This is a genomic window from Corynebacterium minutissimum (assembly GCF_000805675.1).
Lineage (GTDB): Bacteria > Actinomycetota > Actinomycetes > Mycobacteriales > Mycobacteriaceae > Corynebacterium > Corynebacterium minutissimum.
In genome coordinates, this window is record NZ_JSEF01000015.1 from 312,495 (window position 1) to 329,368 (window position 16,874).

At 60.7% G+C, this 16,874-nt stretch carries 15 protein-coding genes; 10 read left to right on the forward strand and 5 right to left on the reverse strand.

Annotation, left to right across the window (positions count from 1 at the left end; translation table 11 throughout):
* Positions 1 to 399, reverse strand: coding sequence for a hypothetical protein (locus NX84_RS09500; protein ID WP_039676152.1), 399 nt, complete (start codon positions 397 to 399; stop codon positions 1 to 3).
* A gap of 128 nt (positions 400 to 527) precedes the next feature.
* Here NX84_RS09500 and sucB point away from each other — a divergent pair, with 128 nt between their 5' ends.
* From sucB to NX84_RS09540, 8 genes are all read left to right on the forward strand, one after another.
* Positions 528 to 2,615, forward strand: a complete 2,088-nt coding sequence (gene sucB / locus NX84_RS09505) for a 2-oxoglutarate dehydrogenase, E2 component, dihydrolipoamide succinyltransferase (protein ID WP_039676153.1) — start codon at positions 528 to 530, stop codon at positions 2,613 to 2,615.
* 290 nt (positions 2,616 to 2,905) lie between these two features.
* The gene (locus NX84_RS09510; RefSeq protein WP_039676154.1) at positions 2,906 to 4,054 is read left to right on the forward strand and encodes an MFS transporter; all 1,149 of its coding nucleotides are present in this window, start codon (positions 2,906 to 2,908) and stop codon (positions 4,052 to 4,054) included.
* A 73-nt stretch (positions 4,055 to 4,127) separates the two neighbouring features.
* On the forward strand, positions 4,128 to 6,992 hold the full coding sequence (gcvP, locus tag NX84_RS09515; RefSeq protein ID WP_039676156.1) for an aminomethyl-transferring glycine dehydrogenase: 2,865 nt from the start codon (positions 4,128 to 4,130) through the stop codon (positions 6,990 to 6,992).
* 4 nt (positions 6,993 to 6,996) lie between these two features.
* The gene (gcvT, locus tag NX84_RS09520) at positions 6,997 to 8,109 is read left to right on the forward strand and encodes a glycine cleavage system aminomethyltransferase GcvT (RefSeq protein ID WP_039676158.1); all 1,113 of its coding nucleotides are present in this window, start codon (positions 6,997 to 6,999) and stop codon (positions 8,107 to 8,109) included.
* A gap of 41 nt (positions 8,110 to 8,150) precedes the next feature.
* Positions 8,151 to 8,543 (forward strand): glycine cleavage system protein GcvH, encoded by a 393-nt coding sequence (gene gcvH, locus NX84_RS09525; protein WP_039676160.1) that lies wholly within the window; start codon positions 8,151 to 8,153, stop codon positions 8,541 to 8,543.
* 35 nt (positions 8,544 to 8,578) lie between these two features.
* Positions 8,579 to 9,397: a lipoyl(octanoyl) transferase LipB gene (lipB, locus tag NX84_RS09530; protein WP_039676161.1), complete on the forward strand. Its 819-nt coding sequence runs from the start codon at positions 8,579 to 8,581 to the stop codon at positions 9,395 to 9,397.
* A gap of 88 nt (positions 9,398 to 9,485) precedes the next feature.
* On the forward strand, positions 9,486 to 10,559 hold the full coding sequence (gene lipA, locus NX84_RS09535; protein ID WP_039676162.1) for a lipoyl synthase: 1,074 nt from the start codon (positions 9,486 to 9,488) through the stop codon (positions 10,557 to 10,559).
* 42 nt (positions 10,560 to 10,601) lie between these two features.
* Positions 10,602 to 11,387 carry a DUF4191 domain-containing protein gene (locus NX84_RS09540; RefSeq protein ID WP_039676164.1) on the forward strand — a complete coding sequence of 262 codons (786 nt, stop codon included), beginning with the start codon at positions 10,602 to 10,604 and terminating at the stop codon, positions 11,385 to 11,387.
* Positions 11,388 to 11,552: 165 nt separating this feature from the next.
* Here NX84_RS09540 and NX84_RS09545 read toward each other — a convergent pair whose 3' ends face one another.
* Positions 11,553 to 11,987 (reverse strand): RDD family protein, encoded by a 435-nt coding sequence (locus NX84_RS09545; RefSeq protein ID WP_039676288.1) that lies wholly within the window; start codon positions 11,985 to 11,987, stop codon positions 11,553 to 11,555.
* 128 nt (positions 11,988 to 12,115) lie between these two features.
* Between NX84_RS09545 and glnA the strand changes: the two genes are divergently transcribed.
* Entirely contained in the window at positions 12,116 to 13,549 is a 1,434-nt protein-coding gene (gene glnA, locus NX84_RS09550; protein ID WP_039676166.1) for a type I glutamate--ammonia ligase, read from the forward strand.
* Positions 13,550 to 13,774: 225 nt separating this feature from the next.
* Positions 13,775 to 14,752, forward strand: coding sequence for an SLAC1 family transporter (locus NX84_RS09555; RefSeq protein WP_082013946.1), 978 nt, complete (start codon positions 13,775 to 13,777; stop codon positions 14,750 to 14,752).
* A 30-nt stretch (positions 14,753 to 14,782) separates the two neighbouring features.
* On the opposite strand, the gene NX84_RS09560 is transcribed toward NX84_RS09555, so the two are convergent.
* The 3 genes from NX84_RS09560 to NX84_RS09570 form a co-directional block, all read right to left on the reverse strand.
* The gene (locus tag NX84_RS09560) at positions 14,783 to 15,355 is read right to left on the reverse strand and encodes an META domain-containing protein (protein WP_052319736.1); all 573 of its coding nucleotides are present in this window, start codon (positions 15,353 to 15,355) and stop codon (positions 14,783 to 14,785) included.
* Between the two features lie 121 nt (positions 15,356 to 15,476).
* Positions 15,477 to 16,079, reverse strand: coding sequence for an META domain-containing protein (locus NX84_RS09565; protein ID WP_231913798.1), 603 nt, complete (start codon positions 16,077 to 16,079; stop codon positions 15,477 to 15,479).
* 168 nt (positions 16,080 to 16,247) lie between these two features.
* Positions 16,248 to 16,859, reverse strand: coding sequence for an META domain-containing protein (locus NX84_RS09570; RefSeq protein WP_039676170.1), 612 nt, complete (start codon positions 16,857 to 16,859; stop codon positions 16,248 to 16,250).
* Between the last annotated feature and the right edge of the window lie 15 nt (positions 16,860 to 16,874).

Below are 16,874 nucleotides of genomic sequence, written 5' to 3' on the forward strand. Positions count from 1 at the left end.
TTAACCCTCGTTCTGCTGGCGGCGCTGCTCGAAACGCTCGCGGCGTTCGCGCTGCTCTTCCCTCTTGCGCAAGATGCGCTCGCGTTCGATGCGCTCCCGCATTCGCTGTGGATAACCGGTTTCCTCCACGTCATAGATATCGCAGCGCAATAGCTTCGCTACTGCGTCTATCCCCTTCGGGCCGCCAATGCGGCGCCGGATGAAGGCGCCGTTCTCATCGACGACCACCACAGACATCTCATTGACCACGGTCTCGGGCTCCACAAAGGCCTCGATATAGGCACGGCCCTTTGCCCAGCGCTGCAGCTCCTGAGCATCCTCCGCGCGAATGGTCTCCCCCGGTGCGCGGGGCGGGCGCAATTGCGATCGGGAACTGTTGCGTCGGAAGGGGTTGAACATGACTCCCCAGCCTACCCCGTGACGAGGGTGCCCCAATTCACCCCACCCATGCGCACTGTCTGCGGGCACGCTGTAGAATCGAGCACTAGCGTTTCACTACTTCCAACTTTCGAGGAGTCTTATAACTTATGGCACACTCCGTTGTGATGCCCGAACTGGGCGAATCCGTAACCGAAGGCACGATTACCCAGTGGCTTAAGTCCGTTGGTGACACCGTTGAGGCTGACGAGCCTTTGCTCGAGGTTTCCACCGACAAGGTCGATACCGAAGTCCCCTCCCCGGTCTCCGGCACCATCCTCGAAATCAAGGCTGATGAGGATGACACCATCGATGTCGGCGAGGTCATCGCCATCATTGGTGACGAAGGCGAGTCCGCTCCGGCCGCTGACGAGTCTGACTCCGCGGATTCTTCCGAGAAGGCTGAGGAGACCCCGGATAAGCCTGCTGAGGACGCAGAGTCTGAGGCGGCTCAGTCGGGCGATGCCACCGACGTGGAGATGCCGGAGCTCGGCGAGTCCGTTACCGAGGGCACCATTACCCAGTGGCTGAAGTCCGTAGGCGACACCGTCGAGGTCGACGAGCCGCTGCTCGAGGTCTCCACCGACAAGGTCGACACCGAAATCCCATCCCCAGTCGCCGGCACCCTCCTTGAGATCCTCGCCGATGAAGACGACACCGTCGACGTCGGCGCCGTCATCGCCCGCGTCGGCGACGGCTCCGCAGCAGCCTCCGAGAAGCCTGCTGCCAAGGAAGACAAGACTGAAGAGAAGAAGGAAGAGCCGAAGGCAGAAGCCAAGGAAGAGACGTCCGAGGACAAGCCAGCTGCTTCTGGCGATGCTACCGACGTGGAGATGCCGGAGCTCGGCGAGTCCGTCACCGAGGGCACCATTACCCAGTGGCTGAAGTCCGTAGGCGACACCGTCGAGGTCGACGAGCCGCTGCTCGAGGTCTCCACCGACAAGGTCGACACCGAAATCCCATCCCCAGTCGCCGGCACCCTCCTTGAGATCCTCGCCGATGAAGACGACACCGTCGACGTCGGCGCCGTCATCGCCCGCGTCGGCGACGGCTCCGCAGCAGCATCCGAGAAGCCTGCTGCCAAGGAAGAAAAGAAGGAAGAGCCCAAGGCCGAAGAAAAGAAGGAAGAGCCCAAGGCCGAAGAGAAGAAGGAAGAGCCCAAGGCTGACGAGAAGGCAGAGGAGAAGAAGCCCGCCGCTTCCTCCCAGTCCTCCGAGCCGAAGGCATCCGAGACCTCCACCAAGGTCAACAACGGTGACAACGTCCCGTACGTCACCCCGCTGGTACGCAAGCTGGCTGAGAAGCACGGCGTGGACCTGTCCACCGTGTCCGGCACCGGTGTTGGTGGCCGCATCCGTAAGCAGGATGTTCTGGCTGCCGCTGGTGAGGGCGAGGCTCCGGCATCCTCCGCTGGCACCGGCTCCTCCAACCCGCGTGCTCGCTGGTCCACCAAGTCCGTGGATCCGGAGAAGCAGGAGCTCATCGGTACTACCCAGAAGGTCAACCGTATCCGTGAGATCACCGCTTCCAAGATGGTTGAGGCTCTCCAGATCTCCGCTCAGCTGACCCACGTCCAGGAAGTCGATATGACCGCCATCTGGGACCTGCGCAAGCAGTCCAAGCAGGCGTTCATCGACAAGTACGAGGCCAACCTCTCCTTCCTGCCGTTCATCGTGAAGGCTACCGTTGAGGCACTGGTGTCCCACCCGAACGTCAACGCCTCCTACAACCCGGAGACCAAGGAGATGACCTACCACGCTGACGTGAACGTGGCCATCGCCGTGGACACCCCGAAGGGCCTTCTGACCCCGGTCATCCACAAGGCTCAGGAGCTGACTCTCCCGGAGATTGCGCAGCAGATTGCAGAGCTAGCTGACAAGGCCCGCAACAACAAGCTCAAGCCGAACGATCTGACCGGTGCCACCTTCACGGTGACCAACATCGGTTCCGAGGGCGCCCTGCTGGATACCCCGATTCTGGTTCCGCCGCAGGCCGGCATCCTGGGCACCGCAGCTATCACCAAGCGTGCAGTTGTGGTGACCGAAGACGGCCAGGACGCCATCGCTATCCGCCAGATGTGCTACCTGCCGTTCACCTACGACCACCAGGTGGTTGACGGTGCCGACGCTGGTCGCTTCATTACGACCATCAAGGACCGTCTTGAGACTGCAGACTTTGACGCAGACCTCAACCTCTAAGCCCTTGGGCAAACCCTAAAGGCAGCTCCCCCGCCATTGCGACGGGGGAGCTTCGTCGTTTTGTCTACTTTTCTCCCCGCGGCACTGGGCAGGCTTCCTGCAGTACCGCACAGCAGTGCTGTTCCCACCCTCGCCGATAGACACGAGCGCTAGCACCCCGCCGATCTGCCAAAAGTCGGCACCGATCCTGCAAGCGGATGAGGAATCTTTGTCAGTTTTGCGCCTACCGCACGCACCTGACTCCGTCATTAAGCCACTGCACTGTGATTCAGCGCACTAGACTGGTCCGCATGATCTCTCAGAAGTGGTTCCGAGTAGCCCTCGGCATGTTCCTTGTTGCCTGCGGCGCCAACCTCTTCGCCCCCATGGTGGTGGTTTACCAAGTCACCACCGACTTAGGGGTTCTGCACACAACCTTCCTCTTCGGCGTCTATGCCCTCGGCATCATGGTGGCGCTTTTTCTCGGCGGCCCCCTGTCTGATTCGCTGGGCAGGCGCGCCATCATGCGCCCAGCCGTCCTCAGCACTACGGCGGGCTCACTTATTTTTCTGCTGGGTTTTCAAGGCGCTTTCCTTCCCCTGCTGATTGGCCGCCTGTGCGCTGGAACCGCTGTTGGCCTCGCCATGTCCTCTGGTGCTGCCTGGATCAAAGAGCTCAGCACTCGCCTTACTGTCGGTGCCAAGCGCTCCTCCATCGCCTTGTCTGCCGGCTTCGCTCTTGCCCCGGGTGTTGGCGGCATATGCGCACAGTTTCTGCCGTGGCCCACAGTCGTGCCCTACCTCTTTCACATTGGCTTAGCGCTCGTAGTTGTTCCTCTTGTGTGGACTGTGCCGGAGCACAAGAATGCTCCTTCCACCCGCCGCGCCTTGTTTCCGCGCAGTGTGCTCACGTCGCGCTATCTTCGCGTAGCCACTTACGCTCCCTGGGTCTTCGGAACGCCCACCACCGCTTTTGTGTTTCTACCAGCGCAGTTAAGCGAGCATCTGCACCGGCCGATTCTGGTTGCCGGCCTGCTTGCCATGCTGACGATGGGAAGCGGAGTCATTATCCAGCAATTCGCCGGACGAGTGACTCTTACTCCTGTGCACGGAATGCTCCTGGCCGCCTTGGGAATGGCCTTGTGCCTTATCATCGTGGCATCCGCACACCAGCGTTGGGCCGTTTATCTGCTGCCCGTGACCGGCATCGCGATGGGCTGTTCCTACGGCATTGGAATGCTCAGTGGCCTTGCCGAGACCCAAGCAATCGCTGACCCTGATGAGCTTGGCGCGGCAACGGGGGTGTTCTATTCTCTGACCTACCTTGGGTTCTTTGCGCCCTTCATCCTCTCCCTTTTGGGCCCTGCCGTGGGCAATGCCACCGCATTTGTGATTGGTCTGAGCGTCGCCATTCTCACCGCCGCGTGGCTTCATCTCTCAGCCAGGGGTAGTCAGAATTAATGCCATAGGCCACGCTTTATACTTGAGGACGGTTTAGGCCACACTGACTAACGCCACGAAGGAGTTCAAACACATGGATTTCATCTCTCGCCACCTCGGACCTGATGAGGCCGAGCGCGCGACGATGCTCAAGGCCGTGGGCTACGACAGCGTTGAGGCGCTTGTCGATGCCGCCCTCCCCACCACCATCCGCGCCGCTGAGGCTCTCCACCTCCCGGATGCGTTGAGTGAGGACGATGCCCAGGCCAAGCTGCGCGAGTACGCTTCTCAGAATGTCGTGCTGAAGTCTTTCTACGGCCAGGGATATTCCGATACTCTGACCCCGGCGGTCATCCGCCGCGGTCTGTTGGAAGACGCTGGCTGGTACACCGCGTACACGCCCTACCAGCCGGAGATTTCCCAGGGACGTCTGGAGGCTTTGCTCAATTTCCAGACGATGATTGAGTCCCTCACCGGCCTGCCCATCGCAAACGCCTCGCTTCTCGACGAAGCCTCTGCCACCGCCGAAGCCGTCGGCCTCATGGCGCGTGCGGTGAAGAAGGGCCGCCGCGTTCTGTTGGATTCCCGCCTGCACCCACAGGTCCTTGCCGTGGCTGCTGAGCGCGCCCGCGCCATCGAGCTCGAGGTCGAAATCGCCGATGTTCGCGACGGCATCGTGGGCGAGGATCTTGTCGGCGCCATCCTGGCCTATACGGGCACCGAAGGTGACATCGTGGATCCACGCGCGGCCATTGAAGAGCTGCACACCCGCGGCGGCCTGGCGGCCGTTGTAGCGGACCCGCTCTCCCTGCTTCTGCTCGAAGCCCCGGGCGAGATGGGCGCGGACGTTGTCCTCGGCTCCTCCCAGCGCTTCGGTGTGCCCCTCTTCTTTGGCGGCCCGCACGCAGCCTTCATGGCCGTCACGGAGAAGCTCAAGCGCCAGATGCCGGGCCGTATTGTGGGTGTGTCTAAAGACGCTGCCGGTCGCCCTGCTTACCGCCTCGCTCTCCAGACCCGTGAGCAGCACATTCGTCGCGAGCGCGCGACCTCCAACATCTGTACTGCACAAGCCCTTTTGGCCAACGTGGCCTCCATGTACGCGGTGTACCACGGGCCGGAGGGCCTCAAGGACATCGCGCAGCGCGTCCACGACCACGCTTCTGCTTTCGCCGCTGCAGTAAGCAGCGCCGGTAAGGAGATTGTCTCGCGCGACTTCTTCGATACCGTCACCGTCACCGGCGTCGATGCCGCCGCCATCAAGTCCCAGCTGCAGGAGCAGGGCTACCTGGTTCGCGCAATTGGTTCGGATAAGGTCGCGGTCTCCTTCGGCGAGTCCGCTACCTGCGAGGACGTGACTGCCCTTGCCGCTGCCTTCGGCTCCGCTGCGTCCGAGCCAGCCTCGTCTGGCTCCGCCGCCTCCTTCGAGATTCCGGCCTCCGTCCAGCGTGCCGAGGCCCCGCTGCAGCACGAGATCTTCAACTCCATCCACTCCGAGACCCAGATGCTGCGTTACCTGCGCACCTTGGCAGACAAGGACCTCGCACTCGACCGCACGATGATCCCGCTGGGCTCGTGCACGATGAAGCTCAACCCCACCTCCGCCATGGAGCCCATCTCTTGGCCGGAATTCGCCGGCATCCACCCCTTTGCCCCGGAGGAGACTACTGCGGGTTGGCGCGCGCTCATTGAGGAGCTGGAGGCGTGGCTGTCTGAAATCACCGGCTATGCCCAGGTGTCTATCCAGCCCAACGCTGGCTCCCAGGGTGAGTTGGCAGGCCTGCTGGCCATCCGCCGCTACCACGTGGCCAACGGCGATCACGGCCGCGATGTCATCCTCATCCCGGCTTCTGCGCACGGCACCAACGCGGCATCGGCCACCTTGGCTAACCTGCGCGTCGTCGTGGTCAAGACCGCTGACGACGGCTCCATTGACGTCGCCGACCTTGACGCCAAGATTAAGCAGCACGGCGAGCACATCGCCGGCATCATGATTACTTACCCCTCCACTCACGGTGTCTTCGACCCGGAGGTACGCGAGGTCTGCGATAAGGTTCACGCGGCCGGCGGCCAGGTTTATATCGATGGCGCGAACATGAACGCGCTGGCCGGTTGGGCCCGTCCGGGTGCTTTCGGTGGCGATGTCTCCCACCTCAACCTGCACAAAACCTTCACCATCCCGCATGGCGGAGGTGGCCCGGGTGTGGGCCCGGTGGGCGTCGCCAAGCACTTGGTACCCTTCCTGCCTACCGACGCCAACGACCCGCAGCTCGACCCGTCCCAGCCCGCGCAAGATGGCACCGGCGTGCCGTCCACGGCTACGCGCTACGGCTCCGCCGGCGTGCTGCCCATTTCTTGGTCCTACCTGGCCATGATTGGTGCCCAAGGGCTGCAGGAAGCCACGAGCCACGCCATCCTCGGCGCGAACTACCTGGCACAGAGCCTCAAGGATTCCTTCCCGGTGCTCTACACGGGCAATGCCGGTCTGGTGGCACACGAATGCATCTTTGACCTGCGCGAGCTTACCGACGCCTCCGGTGTCACCGCCGCCGACGTGGCCAAGCGCCTCGTGGACTACGGCTTCCACGCGCCGACCTTGTCCTTCCCAGTGGCTGGCACCCTCATGGTGGAGCCGACCGAGTCCGAGGACCTGGGTGAGCTGGACCGCTTCATCGAGGCCATGCGCTCCATCCGCGCTGAAATCCAGGAGATCATCGACGGCCAAGTAACTTACGAGGATTCCGTCATCCACCACGCCCCGTTCACGGCCGAGGCCGTTGCGGACGATGAATGGGACTTCACCTTCACCCGTCAGCAGGCCGCCTACCCGGTGGCCTCCCTGCGCCGCGGCAAATACTTCCCACCGGTACGCCGCATCGACGAGGCCTATGGTGACCGCAACCTCGTCTGCTCCTGCCCGCCGCCGGAGGCTTTCGACTACACCGACAACCAGGAGGATTAATTCAATGACTGAGTACCTGCACTCCCCGCTGCATGCTGAGCACGAGAAGCTCGGTGCCACCTTCACGCCTTTCGGGCCGTGGGAAATGCCGCTCAAGTACGACAATGAGCTGGATGAGCACCGCGCAGTTCGCAATGCTGCCGGCCTCTTTGACCTGTCCCACATGGGTGAAATCTGGGTCAACGGCCCGGATGCCGCCGAGTTCCTGTCCTACTGCTTCATCTCCAACCTGGTCCCTCTCAAGGAGGGCAAGGCGAAGTACTCCATGATCTGCGCCAAGGACGGCGGCATCATGGACGACCTCATCACCTACCGCCTAGAGGAGACAAAGTTCCTCGTCGTGCCGAACGCCGGCAACGCCGACACCGTGTGGGAGGCACTCAACGAGCGCGCCGAGGGCTTCGACGTGGACCTCAAGAACGAGTCCCGCGACGTAGCCATGATTGCTGTTCAGGGCCCGAAGGCGCTAGAGATTCTCGTCCCCCTGGTGGAGGACACCAAGCAGCAGGCCGTCATGGACCTGCCCTACTACGCCGCGATGACCGGCAAGGTTGCGCGCAAGTACGCCTTCATTTGCCGCACCGGCTACACCGGCGAGGACGGCTTCGAGCTCATCGTCTATAACTCCGATGCCCCGGAACTGTGGGAAGAGCTGCTCAAGGCGGGCGAAGAATACGGCATTAAACCCTGCGGCTTGGCAGCGCGCGACTCCCTGCGCCTAGAGGCCGGTATGCCGCTCTACGGCAACGAACTCACCCGCGACATCACTCCGGTAGAAGCCGGTATGTCCCGCGCCTTTGCCAAGAAGGAACAGGACTTCGTCGGCGCTGAGGTACTACGCCAGCACGCTGCGGAGGGCCCCAAGGCAGTAATCACCGGCTTGGTCTCCTCCCAGCGCCGCGCCGCGCGTGCCGGCTCCGAGGTATATGTGGGCGAGCAAAAGGTGGGAACGGTGACGTCCGGCCAGCCCTCCCCCACTCTGGGACACCCGGTAGCACTCGCGCTCATCGACACCGCCGCTGGTCTCGAACCGAGAGCTGCCGTCGAGGTGGATATTCGTGGCAAGCGCTACCCCTTTGAAGTTTCTGCCCTCCCCTTCTACAAGCGAGAGAAGTAAACTCCACTACTGAATTCAACTACCGAAAGGACATCCTTCACATGGCTAATCTTCCTTCCGATTTCTCCTACTCCGAGGACCACGAGTGGGTCAACGCCACCGCTGATTCCGTCGCCGGTTCCACCGTTCGCATCGGCATCACCTCCGTTGCTGCCGACCGCTTGGGCGAGGTTGTCTTCGCCGAGCTGCCGGCCGTCGGTGACACCGTTGAGCACGGCGAGACCTGCGGCGAGGTGGAGTCCACCAAGTCCGTGTCTGACCTGTACTCCCCGGTCACCGGCACCGTCACCGCAGTCAACGAGGACGTGCACGATGACTACGCCGTCATCAACAACGACCCCTTCGGCGAGGGCTGGCTCTTCGAGGTCGAGGTCACCGAAGTTGGCGAGCTCATGACTGCAGAGGAGTACGCCTCCGCTAACGGAGTCGCTTAAAAGTTCTGACGTCGCGGGGACTAGCATGGGTAGCCATGACTGCTCCCCGCGAACCGTTTTTCCCCGCTGATCGCTCCATCCGTGCCTCTGCCGAGCCACTGGAGATTCGCCGCCTAGGCCGCATGGGCTACCAGGAAACCTGGGATCTCCAGGCCGAGCTCGCCGCGGCCCGGGCAGCGGGCACGCAGGGTGATGTCATCCTCGTGGTGGAGCACCCCAATGTGTACACCGCCGGCAAACGCACGCAGCCGGAAGATTTGCCAGACAATGGCCTGCCGGTTATCGACGTCGACCGTGGCGGCCGCATCACCTGGCACGGCAAAGGTCAGCTGGTGGTCTACCCCATCATTAAGCTCGCGGAGCCCGTTGACGTGGTGGATTACGTCCGCCGCCTCGAGGAAGCCATCATCCAGGCCGTACGCCAGCTGGGTGTGACCACTGCCGGGCGTATCGACGGCCGCTCCGGTGTGTGGGTGCCCTCCACCACCCAGGCAGCCGACCCAGCCGCCCCGAAGCGCGACCGCAAGCTCGGCGCCTTGGGCATTCGCATCACCCGTGGGGTGACCATGCATGGCTTGGCGCTCAACTGCACCAATACCTTGGAGTACTACGAGCACATCGTTGCCTGCGGTATCGACGACGCCGACGTCTCCACGCTCTCGCTAGAGCTGGGCCGCGAGGTCACCATGGAGGAGGCGGAAGCCCCGCTTCTCGACGCCCTCCTCAAAGCCCTCTCCGGCGAGCTCACCGTGGCTGATCACACTTTCGCCTCGGCGCCTGATCCCATCAAGGTGGCCAACGAAAAGGCACGTCAGGCTCGCCGCGCTCAGCAGGGTTCTACCCCGGTGGAATAAAGCCTTATGCGGCTTTGATTGTATTAGGAAGAGCACTAACCGACGCGTAAAGTGAGTTTTTGTGACTGTAAAGCCTGAAGGACGCAAGATGCTCCGCATTGAGAAGAAGAATGCGGAGTCGCCCATCGAACAGAAGCCACGCTGGATTCGTAACCAAGTCCGCACTGGACCGGGCTACGAAGACATGAAGTCCCGCGTTTCCGGCGCTTCCCTGCACACCGTGTGCCAGGAAGCCGGCTGTCCCAACATCCACGAGTGCTGGGAATCCCGCGAGGCCACCTTCCTCATCGGCGGTGATAAGTGCACCCGCCGCTGCGATTTCTGCGACATCGCCACCGGTAAGCCGGAGGAACTGGACCGCGATGAGCCGCGCCGCGTTGCAGAGAACATCCAAGAGATGGACCTCAACTACACCACGATTACCGGCGTGACCCGCGATGATCTGCCGGATGAAGGTGCCTGGCTCTACGCCGAGGTGGTCCGCAAAATCCACGAACTTAACCCGCACACCGGTGTAGAAAACCTCACCCCGGACTTCTCCGGCAAGCCGGATCTGCTCCAAGAGGTCTTCGAGGCCCGCCCCGAGGTCTTTGCCCACAACCTCGAAACCGTGCCGCGTATTTTCAAGCGCATCCGCCCGGCCTTCCGCTACGAGCGCTCCCTCGACGTCATCCGTCAGGCCCACGAGTTTGGCCTTATCACCAAGTCCAACCTCATCTTGGGCATGGGCGAGACCGCGGAGGAGATTGAAGAAGCCCTGCGTGACCTGCGCGAGGTGGGCTGCGACATCATCACGATTACGCAGTACCTGCGCCCCGGCCCGCGCTTCCACCCAATTGAGCGTTGGGTTCGCCCGGAAGAATTCGTCGAGCACTCTAAGCTGGCTAAGGAGCTCGGTTTCGGCGGCGTCATGTCCGGCCCGCTGGTCCGCTCCTCCTACCGCGCTGGCCGCCTCTACGTTCAGGCTATGGAGGCCCGCGGCCTCGAGCTGCCGGAGAACCTCAAGCACCTGGCTGAAACCTCTCAGGGCGCTACTGCGCAAGAGGCCTCCACTCTGCTGGAGAAGTACGGCCCCTCTGAGGAAACGCCAGTGACCACCCGTATGGTCAAGACCCCAGCTGGTGCAGCGAACCCGAACTCCGCGGCCTCCACCATTCGCTAGTTCGATTCTCTTTTTCACCCTCTGACCTCTAAAGTAGGAGCCATGGCTAACGACGACAAGGCATCGCTGAAGGAAGCGAAGAAGCAGGAGCGCGCGGCGAAGCGCGCTCAGCGCAAGCAGAACTGGTCACAGATGTGGCAAGCGTTCAACATGCAGCGCAAGCAGGACAAGGCGCTCATTCCCATCATGCTGGCCGCCTTCCTGGGCATGGGCTTGGTCTTCTTCCTCATCGGCTCGCTCTTCAACGGCCAGTGGTTCATGCTCATCCTGGGTCTGGGCATCGGCGCCATCTTGGCCATGTTCCTGTTCACTCGCCGCCTCGAGCGCGATATGTACAAGAAGGTCGAAGACCAACCAGGCGCTGCCGGCTGGGCACTGGAGCAGCAGCTGCGCAACACCGTTGGCGTGGTATGGAAGGTCAAGACTGGTGTGGCAGCCACCCGCCAGCAGGATCTCATCCACCGTGTCATCGGTAACTCGGGCGTCATCTTCGTCGTCGAGGGCGACCGCAAACGCGTGGGCCCTACCCTTAACCGCTTGAAGAAGCGCGTGGACCGCTTGGCCGGCGGTGTGCCGGTGTACGAAGTCTTCGTGGGCAATGGCGAGGACGAAGTTCCCGTCTCCAAGCTGCGCAGCCACATCATGAAGCTGCCGCGCAACTACAACAAGAACGAGACTTACGACAACATCCGCCGCATTGAGGCAATGGATGATTTGCCCGGCACCACCCCGGGTCTGCCTAAGGGCCCGATGCCGCGACAGGCTCAGAACATGTCCGGCATGAACCGCCGTATGCGTCGTATGCAAGAGCGCAAGGGCGGCAAGTAAGCTAAGCTCCCTGCGCTAACCCGCTCACGTCAAAGGGTCTCTTCCGACAAGCTCGGAAGAGACCCTTTCTCATTGCAGATTCTCTGCCCTCAAACAAACCTTTTCAATAGAACCATCTGCGGTGCCCTTTAAGAGGCCACCATACTGAGCAGCTGAGGTTGTCACCTAAGCCATGATGACGGCGGTGCCCGTTGCACGGTCGTGGAGGCCGCGGCCATCCGCGTCAACCATCGCGGCGGGGAACAGCACGCCGGTGAGTAACGTGCGAACGGCGGCGCGCCAGAAGCCCACGGGTTTGCCCGGCTCATCGAGGCGCGCTACACCCATACCCAGAACGAGCATGCCCGGTGTGCGGGCAAAGAGCCAGCCACAGACAATGCCCATGACGGCCCACACCGCATAACCCAAGAACGCAGGTCCGCCGAGCGCGCTGGTGTAGAGCTCGAGGAGATTGGCAATGAGCATGGCTAATAGCCAATCAATAAGGACTCCACCGGTGCGGCGCATCACTGAAGCAAGTGAGCCGGAACCTTCCTTCGGGAGACCAAGTTCCTGCCCGGGCCACTCCCCCGGCCCAAAGCCATCTATGTTGTCTGCCATGCCCACCAATCTAGCGCTCCAACACTGCAGCAAGAAATTTCGATCTGACTCCCCCACCTTCGGCGGCGGTGGAGTCGATACCTGTAAACTAGTCGAGAGTAATACAGGTCAACCAACAGGAGACTACCGTGTCCTTCGAGACAATCCAGGACGTCGTCAAGTACATCAAGGAAGAGGACGTCAAGTTCGTTGACATCCGCTTCACGGACGTTCCCGGCACCGAGCACCACTTTTCAATCCCAGCCGATGAGTTCACTGAGGAAGCGGCCGCTGAAGGCCTCGCTTTCGACGGCTCTTCTATCCGCGGCTTCACCACCATTGATGAGTCGGATATGACCCTCCTGCCGGACCCGTCTACCGCGTTCGTAGATCCCTTCCGCACCGCGAAGACCTTGAACCTCAAGTTCTTCGTGCACGATCCGTTTACGCTTGAGCCGTTCAGCCGCGACCCGCGCAACATCGCCCGCAAGGCTGAGGAGTACCTGACCTCCACCGGCATCGCTGACACCTGCAACTTTGGCGCTGAGGCTGAGTTCTACATCTTCGACTCTGTTCGCTACGGCACCGAGGTGCACAATGGCTTCTACGAAGCCGATACCGATGAGGGCTGGTGGAACCGTGGTTCCGAGACCAACTTCGATGGCACCCCGAACACCGGTTTCAAGACTCGCGTGAAGGGCGGCTACTTCCCCACCGCGCCTGTCGACAAGCACGGCGAGGTCCGTGATGCCATGGTCGAGCAGCTGCAGAAGGCTGGCTATGTCATCGAGCGTTTCCACCACGAGGTGGGCAGTGGTCAGAACGAGATCAACTATCGCTTCGATTCTCTGCTCCACGCAGCGGATGATATCCAGACCTTCAAGTACATCATCAAGAACACTGCCGCCGAGTACGGCAAGTCCGTGACCTTCATGCCGAAGCCGCTGGCTGGTGACAATGGTTCCGGTATGCACGCCCACATGTCCCTGTGGCAGGACGGCAAGCCGCTCTTCCACGATGAGGCTGGCTATGCAGGTCTGTCCGATATGGCTCGCTACTACATTGGTGGCATTCTGGCCCACGCACCGGCCGTGCTGGCGTTTACGAACCCGACCTTGAACTCCTACCACCGTCTGGTTCCGGGCTTTGAGGCTCCGATTAACCTCGTGTACTCGCAGCGCAACCGCTCTGCTGCTATCCGTATTCCGATTACCGGTTCCAACCCGAAGGCCAAGCGCATCGAGTTCCGTGCACCGGATCCCTCGGGCAACCCGTACTTCGGTTTCGCTGCCATGTTGATGGCTGGTCTGGACGGCATCAAGAACCGCATCGAGCCGCACGCCCCGGTAGACAAGGATCTCTACGAGCTTCCGCCGGCAGAAGCTGCTTCCATCCCGCAGGCACCAACCTCCCTGGAGGCTTCCCTTGCTGCTCTGGAAGAGGACAACGACTTCCTGACCGAGGGCGATGTCTTCTCCGAGGACCTCATCGAGACCTACATCGAGTACAAGCGCGACAACGAGATTACGCCGTCGCGTCTGCGTCCGACTCCGCTCGAGTTTGAGATGTACTACGACTGCTAAGAATCGAAGCAGCACACACCGGCCCCTCTCCGCTTCTACGGAGGTGATGGGCCGGTTTCGTTTTCAACGGATCCCTCCGAAAGGGGACGCCGGTCACGCTTGTCCCTTCTAAGCCGCGCCCCACACACGGCGTTGTGCCCTCAGCAACTACGCACGACAATTCAGTGAAAACTCACCACGTTTTCGCTCTTCAGGATGAGGCATGCGCAATCGAAAGAAACTACCATGCCATCTGTGTCTGATAGATTCCGCCAATTGCCGCCGCCTGGCCCCGCATGGGGAGGCAGTCTCATGGGTACCTCGATCGTATCCCGCCTCCTTGTCGAAGACGGTTTGATGATTGGCTCCGCCGTGTTCGCTGGCATTGCCTGTGTCATCTTCCTGGTGCTCACCATCGGCTTTGCGCGCTACCGCCAGCCCAGCTTTGCGCGCACAACCATGGCGGAATGGTCGATGTACTTCATTGGAATCTTGGCGCTTGGCGCAGCGCTCTCTGGCCTAACCGGCATACCTGCCTTCCGACTCGTCGGATTTTGGATCGGCGCACCCGTTACTGTCATCACGTGGGCTATTCAGCTCACCCGTTTCGACGGCCAGCCACGGTTCACCTGGGGATTGCCGCTGGTGGGACCCATGATTTCCTCCTCTGTCGCCGGGTTCTGCGCCCGCGATTACGGCCAGTTCTATCACTTGTTGGGCACGGGCTTTTTCGCCATGTCGATTCTCACGGCCGTCCCAACGTTCATCCGTGTGTACTGGGCCGCGTGTCACGGAAAAGTGGATCTTAGTGGTCCGAACTCCGCCACCGCTTGGGTGCCACTTGGCGTGGTAGGTCAGTCCACCACTGCTATGCAGATCCTCTACCCAGGTAAGTTCTCCGTCTACTACGGTCTCACCGCGATGATTATCGCCATCCCTCTAGCCCTCTGGGCTATGGCGAAGTTCTACCCCAACGTCGTCCGTTGGACGGAGTACACACCGGCCTGGTGGGCATGCACCTTCCCGCCGGGAACGGTGAGCATGGGAGGCCACCAAGTCGCTCTCGTCAACGGCTCTGAGCTTTTGGACCTCATCTCCCTGAGCCTGCCTATCCTGCTTATTGTCCACTGGACTGCGTGTTCCAGCCGCTTTGTCAGCTGGGCAATCGAGGGCCGCCGAATTGCTGAACGCACAAAAGAAAGTGGCCAGCCCGTTGCGGGCTAGCCACCGTGCAGCGCAGTTTGTTTACTTTATTTACTCCGCAGCTTTGACGAACTGAATGACGTGTCCCTGGGTGACAAAGGCAATGGTCGAATCGTCGATGGCGTAGACGTGTGGCTTGGCGAAGATAAGACCCTTGAATGCATCAGCCTCTTCCATGACAGGCTTGTCACAGCCCTTCAGCGTGAACGCAACGTCCTTCAGTTCCACGGCGCCGTTCCTTTCGTCGACCACGTAGGTGCCGCTGCCGTCGTTGCAGCCGTCATCAACGCCGACGGTGCCGTCTTCGTGAAATCCGATGCTGATGTTCTTGTTCTTCTTGGCTTCAAATGGGCCGTCGAGGAGAACCTTGGTGGCCTCATCGGCAGAGAGTGGTGCCTTAAGGCCCTCGACGTCATCGATCTTTTCGACAAGGCCGGAGCCCTGCGCATCATCCTCGCCGCCGAAGATCTTAGAGCTAAGTTGTGCAAACTGGCTGGAGCTGGAGGCGAAGGGGTTGGTGGGGGCAGATTCCACAGCACCAGCAACGCCGGTGCCAAGGGCGCCGCAGATCAGTGCTGCGAACGCGGTTGCAATGGTCGCTTTCTTGAATGTGTGCGTCAACATGGTTTCACCCTAAAAAGCATCACGCTACAAACACAAGGCTTTTCAGGGGTTTGTACTACAGCTTTATCCTTTCTCCAAGGAAACCATTTGTCTCACAGCTTTGACACACACCGGCAAGCTTTTACTTGTCTTCAGACTTGACGAACTGAATGACAATCCCCTGGGCGCCTAGGGCGTAGGTGGAATCGTCGATGGGGAAGACGGCAGGCTTAATCTCCAGAATCGACTTGAAATCCTGGGCATCAGCCATCACCGGCTTATCGCATGCCATCCTGGTCTCAGTGAGATTGTCAATGACAATCGCATCAGTCTGGTCGAAGTGGTAGGTACCCGTACCGTGGTTGCAGCCGTCAGTGAAGGACAGAGTTCCGTCCTCATTGAAAGTGACAGATACGGCATCGTTCTTCTTAGCCGTAAAGGTGCCGATAATCGCCTTCTTCGCTTCATCGGCAGGAAGCTTGTCCTTGAAGCCGTCGACCTCCTCATACTTCTCGATGAGGCCGGAGCCCTCCTCGTTATCCTTGCCGCCATCGTTGTTGCCGTCCTTGTCCCCCTTGTCACCAAGGAACTTCGAGCTCAACTGCTCGAGCTGGCTGGAGCTGGAGGCGAAGGGGTTGCCGGAGGTCGGTTCCGCAGCACCAGCAACGCCGGTGCCGAAGGCGCCGCAGGACAGTGCTGCGAGTGAAGTTGCAATGGTCGCTTTCTTGAGTGTGTGTGACATCATGGCCCCGAAGCTATCGGGCACCACCGCCTACATCAACCCATTTCATGCGTTTCCGATGATATTTTGAGACAACTCTACAACTCCCCCATCCCCCTTACAGTCCGCGGACTAAAACACAGAAAGTGGCCGACCTCCTGCTGGGGTTGGCCACTGATAAGGAATGGTTAGTTACTTCTCTTCAGGGGTATCGACCTTGACGAACTGAATTGCCTTCCCATCTTTGACCAATGCGATGGTGGTGTCATCGATGGAATAGACCTGTGGCTTCTTCGGAACGATGACGTTGAAATCGCGAACATCGACCATCACATCTGGCTCGCAAGCCCTCATAATGGTTACGACGTCGTTAATCTCTAGGGCACCAGTGTCTTCCGCGACAGTCCAGGTACCCTTACCGGGGTTACAACCATCAGAAACTCCTACGGTTCCATCCGGCTGGAAGGAAAGTCCGATTTTATCGTTCTTCTTCGCAACGAAGCTGCCGTTGAGAACCTCCTTGGCTTGTTCTGCCGTCAGCGGTCCCGTGAGGCCCTCGATGTCCCCTACCTTTTCAATCAGGTCAGAACCTTCCGGCGCTTCTGGGTCTTCCGGGTTTTCCGGAGCAGGCTTCGAGCTACCAAACAGTGTGGAGCTCATATGTGCCAGCTCACCGGAGCTGGAGCCGAAGGAGATTCCGGAGGAAGGTTCTGCTGCGGAGGCAACCCCGGTTCCGAGTGCCGTGCCGGCGAGTGCGGCGAAAGTTGTGGCGATGGTTACTTTCTTGAATCTGAGTGACAACATGGTCCTGAAGCTATG

What these genes read in the sequence shown, in the direction of transcription:
- NX84_RS09555 (WP_082013946.1), top strand. Translation starts at nt 13,775, where the DNA reads ATGCCATCTGTGTCTGATAGATTCCGCCAATTGCCGCCGCCTGGCCCC.
- NX84_RS09570 (WP_039676170.1), bottom strand. Translation starts at nt 16,859, where the DNA reads ATGTTGTCACTCAGATTCAAGAAAGTAACCATCGCCACAACTTTCGCC.
- gcvH (WP_039676160.1), top strand. Translation starts at nt 8,151, where the DNA reads ATGGCTAATCTTCCTTCCGATTTCTCCTACTCCGAGGACCACGAGTGG.
- NX84_RS09560 (WP_052319736.1), bottom strand. Translation starts at nt 15,355, where the DNA reads ATGTTGACGCACACATTCAAGAAAGCGACCATTGCAACCGCGTTCGCA.
- gcvT (WP_039676158.1), top strand. Translation starts at nt 6,997, where the DNA reads ATGACTGAGTACCTGCACTCCCCGCTGCATGCTGAGCACGAGAAGCTC.
- NX84_RS09510 (WP_039676154.1), top strand. Translation starts at nt 2,906, where the DNA reads ATGATCTCTCAGAAGTGGTTCCGAGTAGCCCTCGGCATGTTCCTTGTT.
- NX84_RS09565 (WP_231913798.1), bottom strand. Translation starts at nt 16,079, where the DNA reads ATGATGTCACACACACTCAAGAAAGCGACCATTGCAACTTCACTCGCA.
- NX84_RS09545 (WP_039676288.1), bottom strand. Translation starts at nt 11,987, where the DNA reads ATGGCAGACAACATAGATGGCTTTGGGCCGGGGGAGTGGCCCGGGCAG.
- lipB (WP_039676161.1), top strand. Translation starts at nt 8,579, where the DNA reads ATGACTGCTCCCCGCGAACCGTTTTTCCCCGCTGATCGCTCCATCCGT.
- lipA (WP_039676162.1), top strand. Translation starts at nt 9,486, where the DNA reads ATGCTCCGCATTGAGAAGAAGAATGCGGAGTCGCCCATCGAACAGAAG.
- sucB (WP_039676153.1), top strand. Translation starts at nt 528, where the DNA reads ATGGCACACTCCGTTGTGATGCCCGAACTGGGCGAATCCGTAACCGAA.
- NX84_RS09540 (WP_039676164.1), top strand. Translation starts at nt 10,602, where the DNA reads ATGGCTAACGACGACAAGGCATCGCTGAAGGAAGCGAAGAAGCAGGAG.
- NX84_RS09500 (WP_039676152.1), bottom strand. Translation starts at nt 399, where the DNA reads ATGTTCAACCCCTTCCGACGCAACAGTTCCCGATCGCAATTGCGCCCG.
- gcvP (WP_039676156.1), top strand. Translation starts at nt 4,128, where the DNA reads ATGGATTTCATCTCTCGCCACCTCGGACCTGATGAGGCCGAGCGCGCG.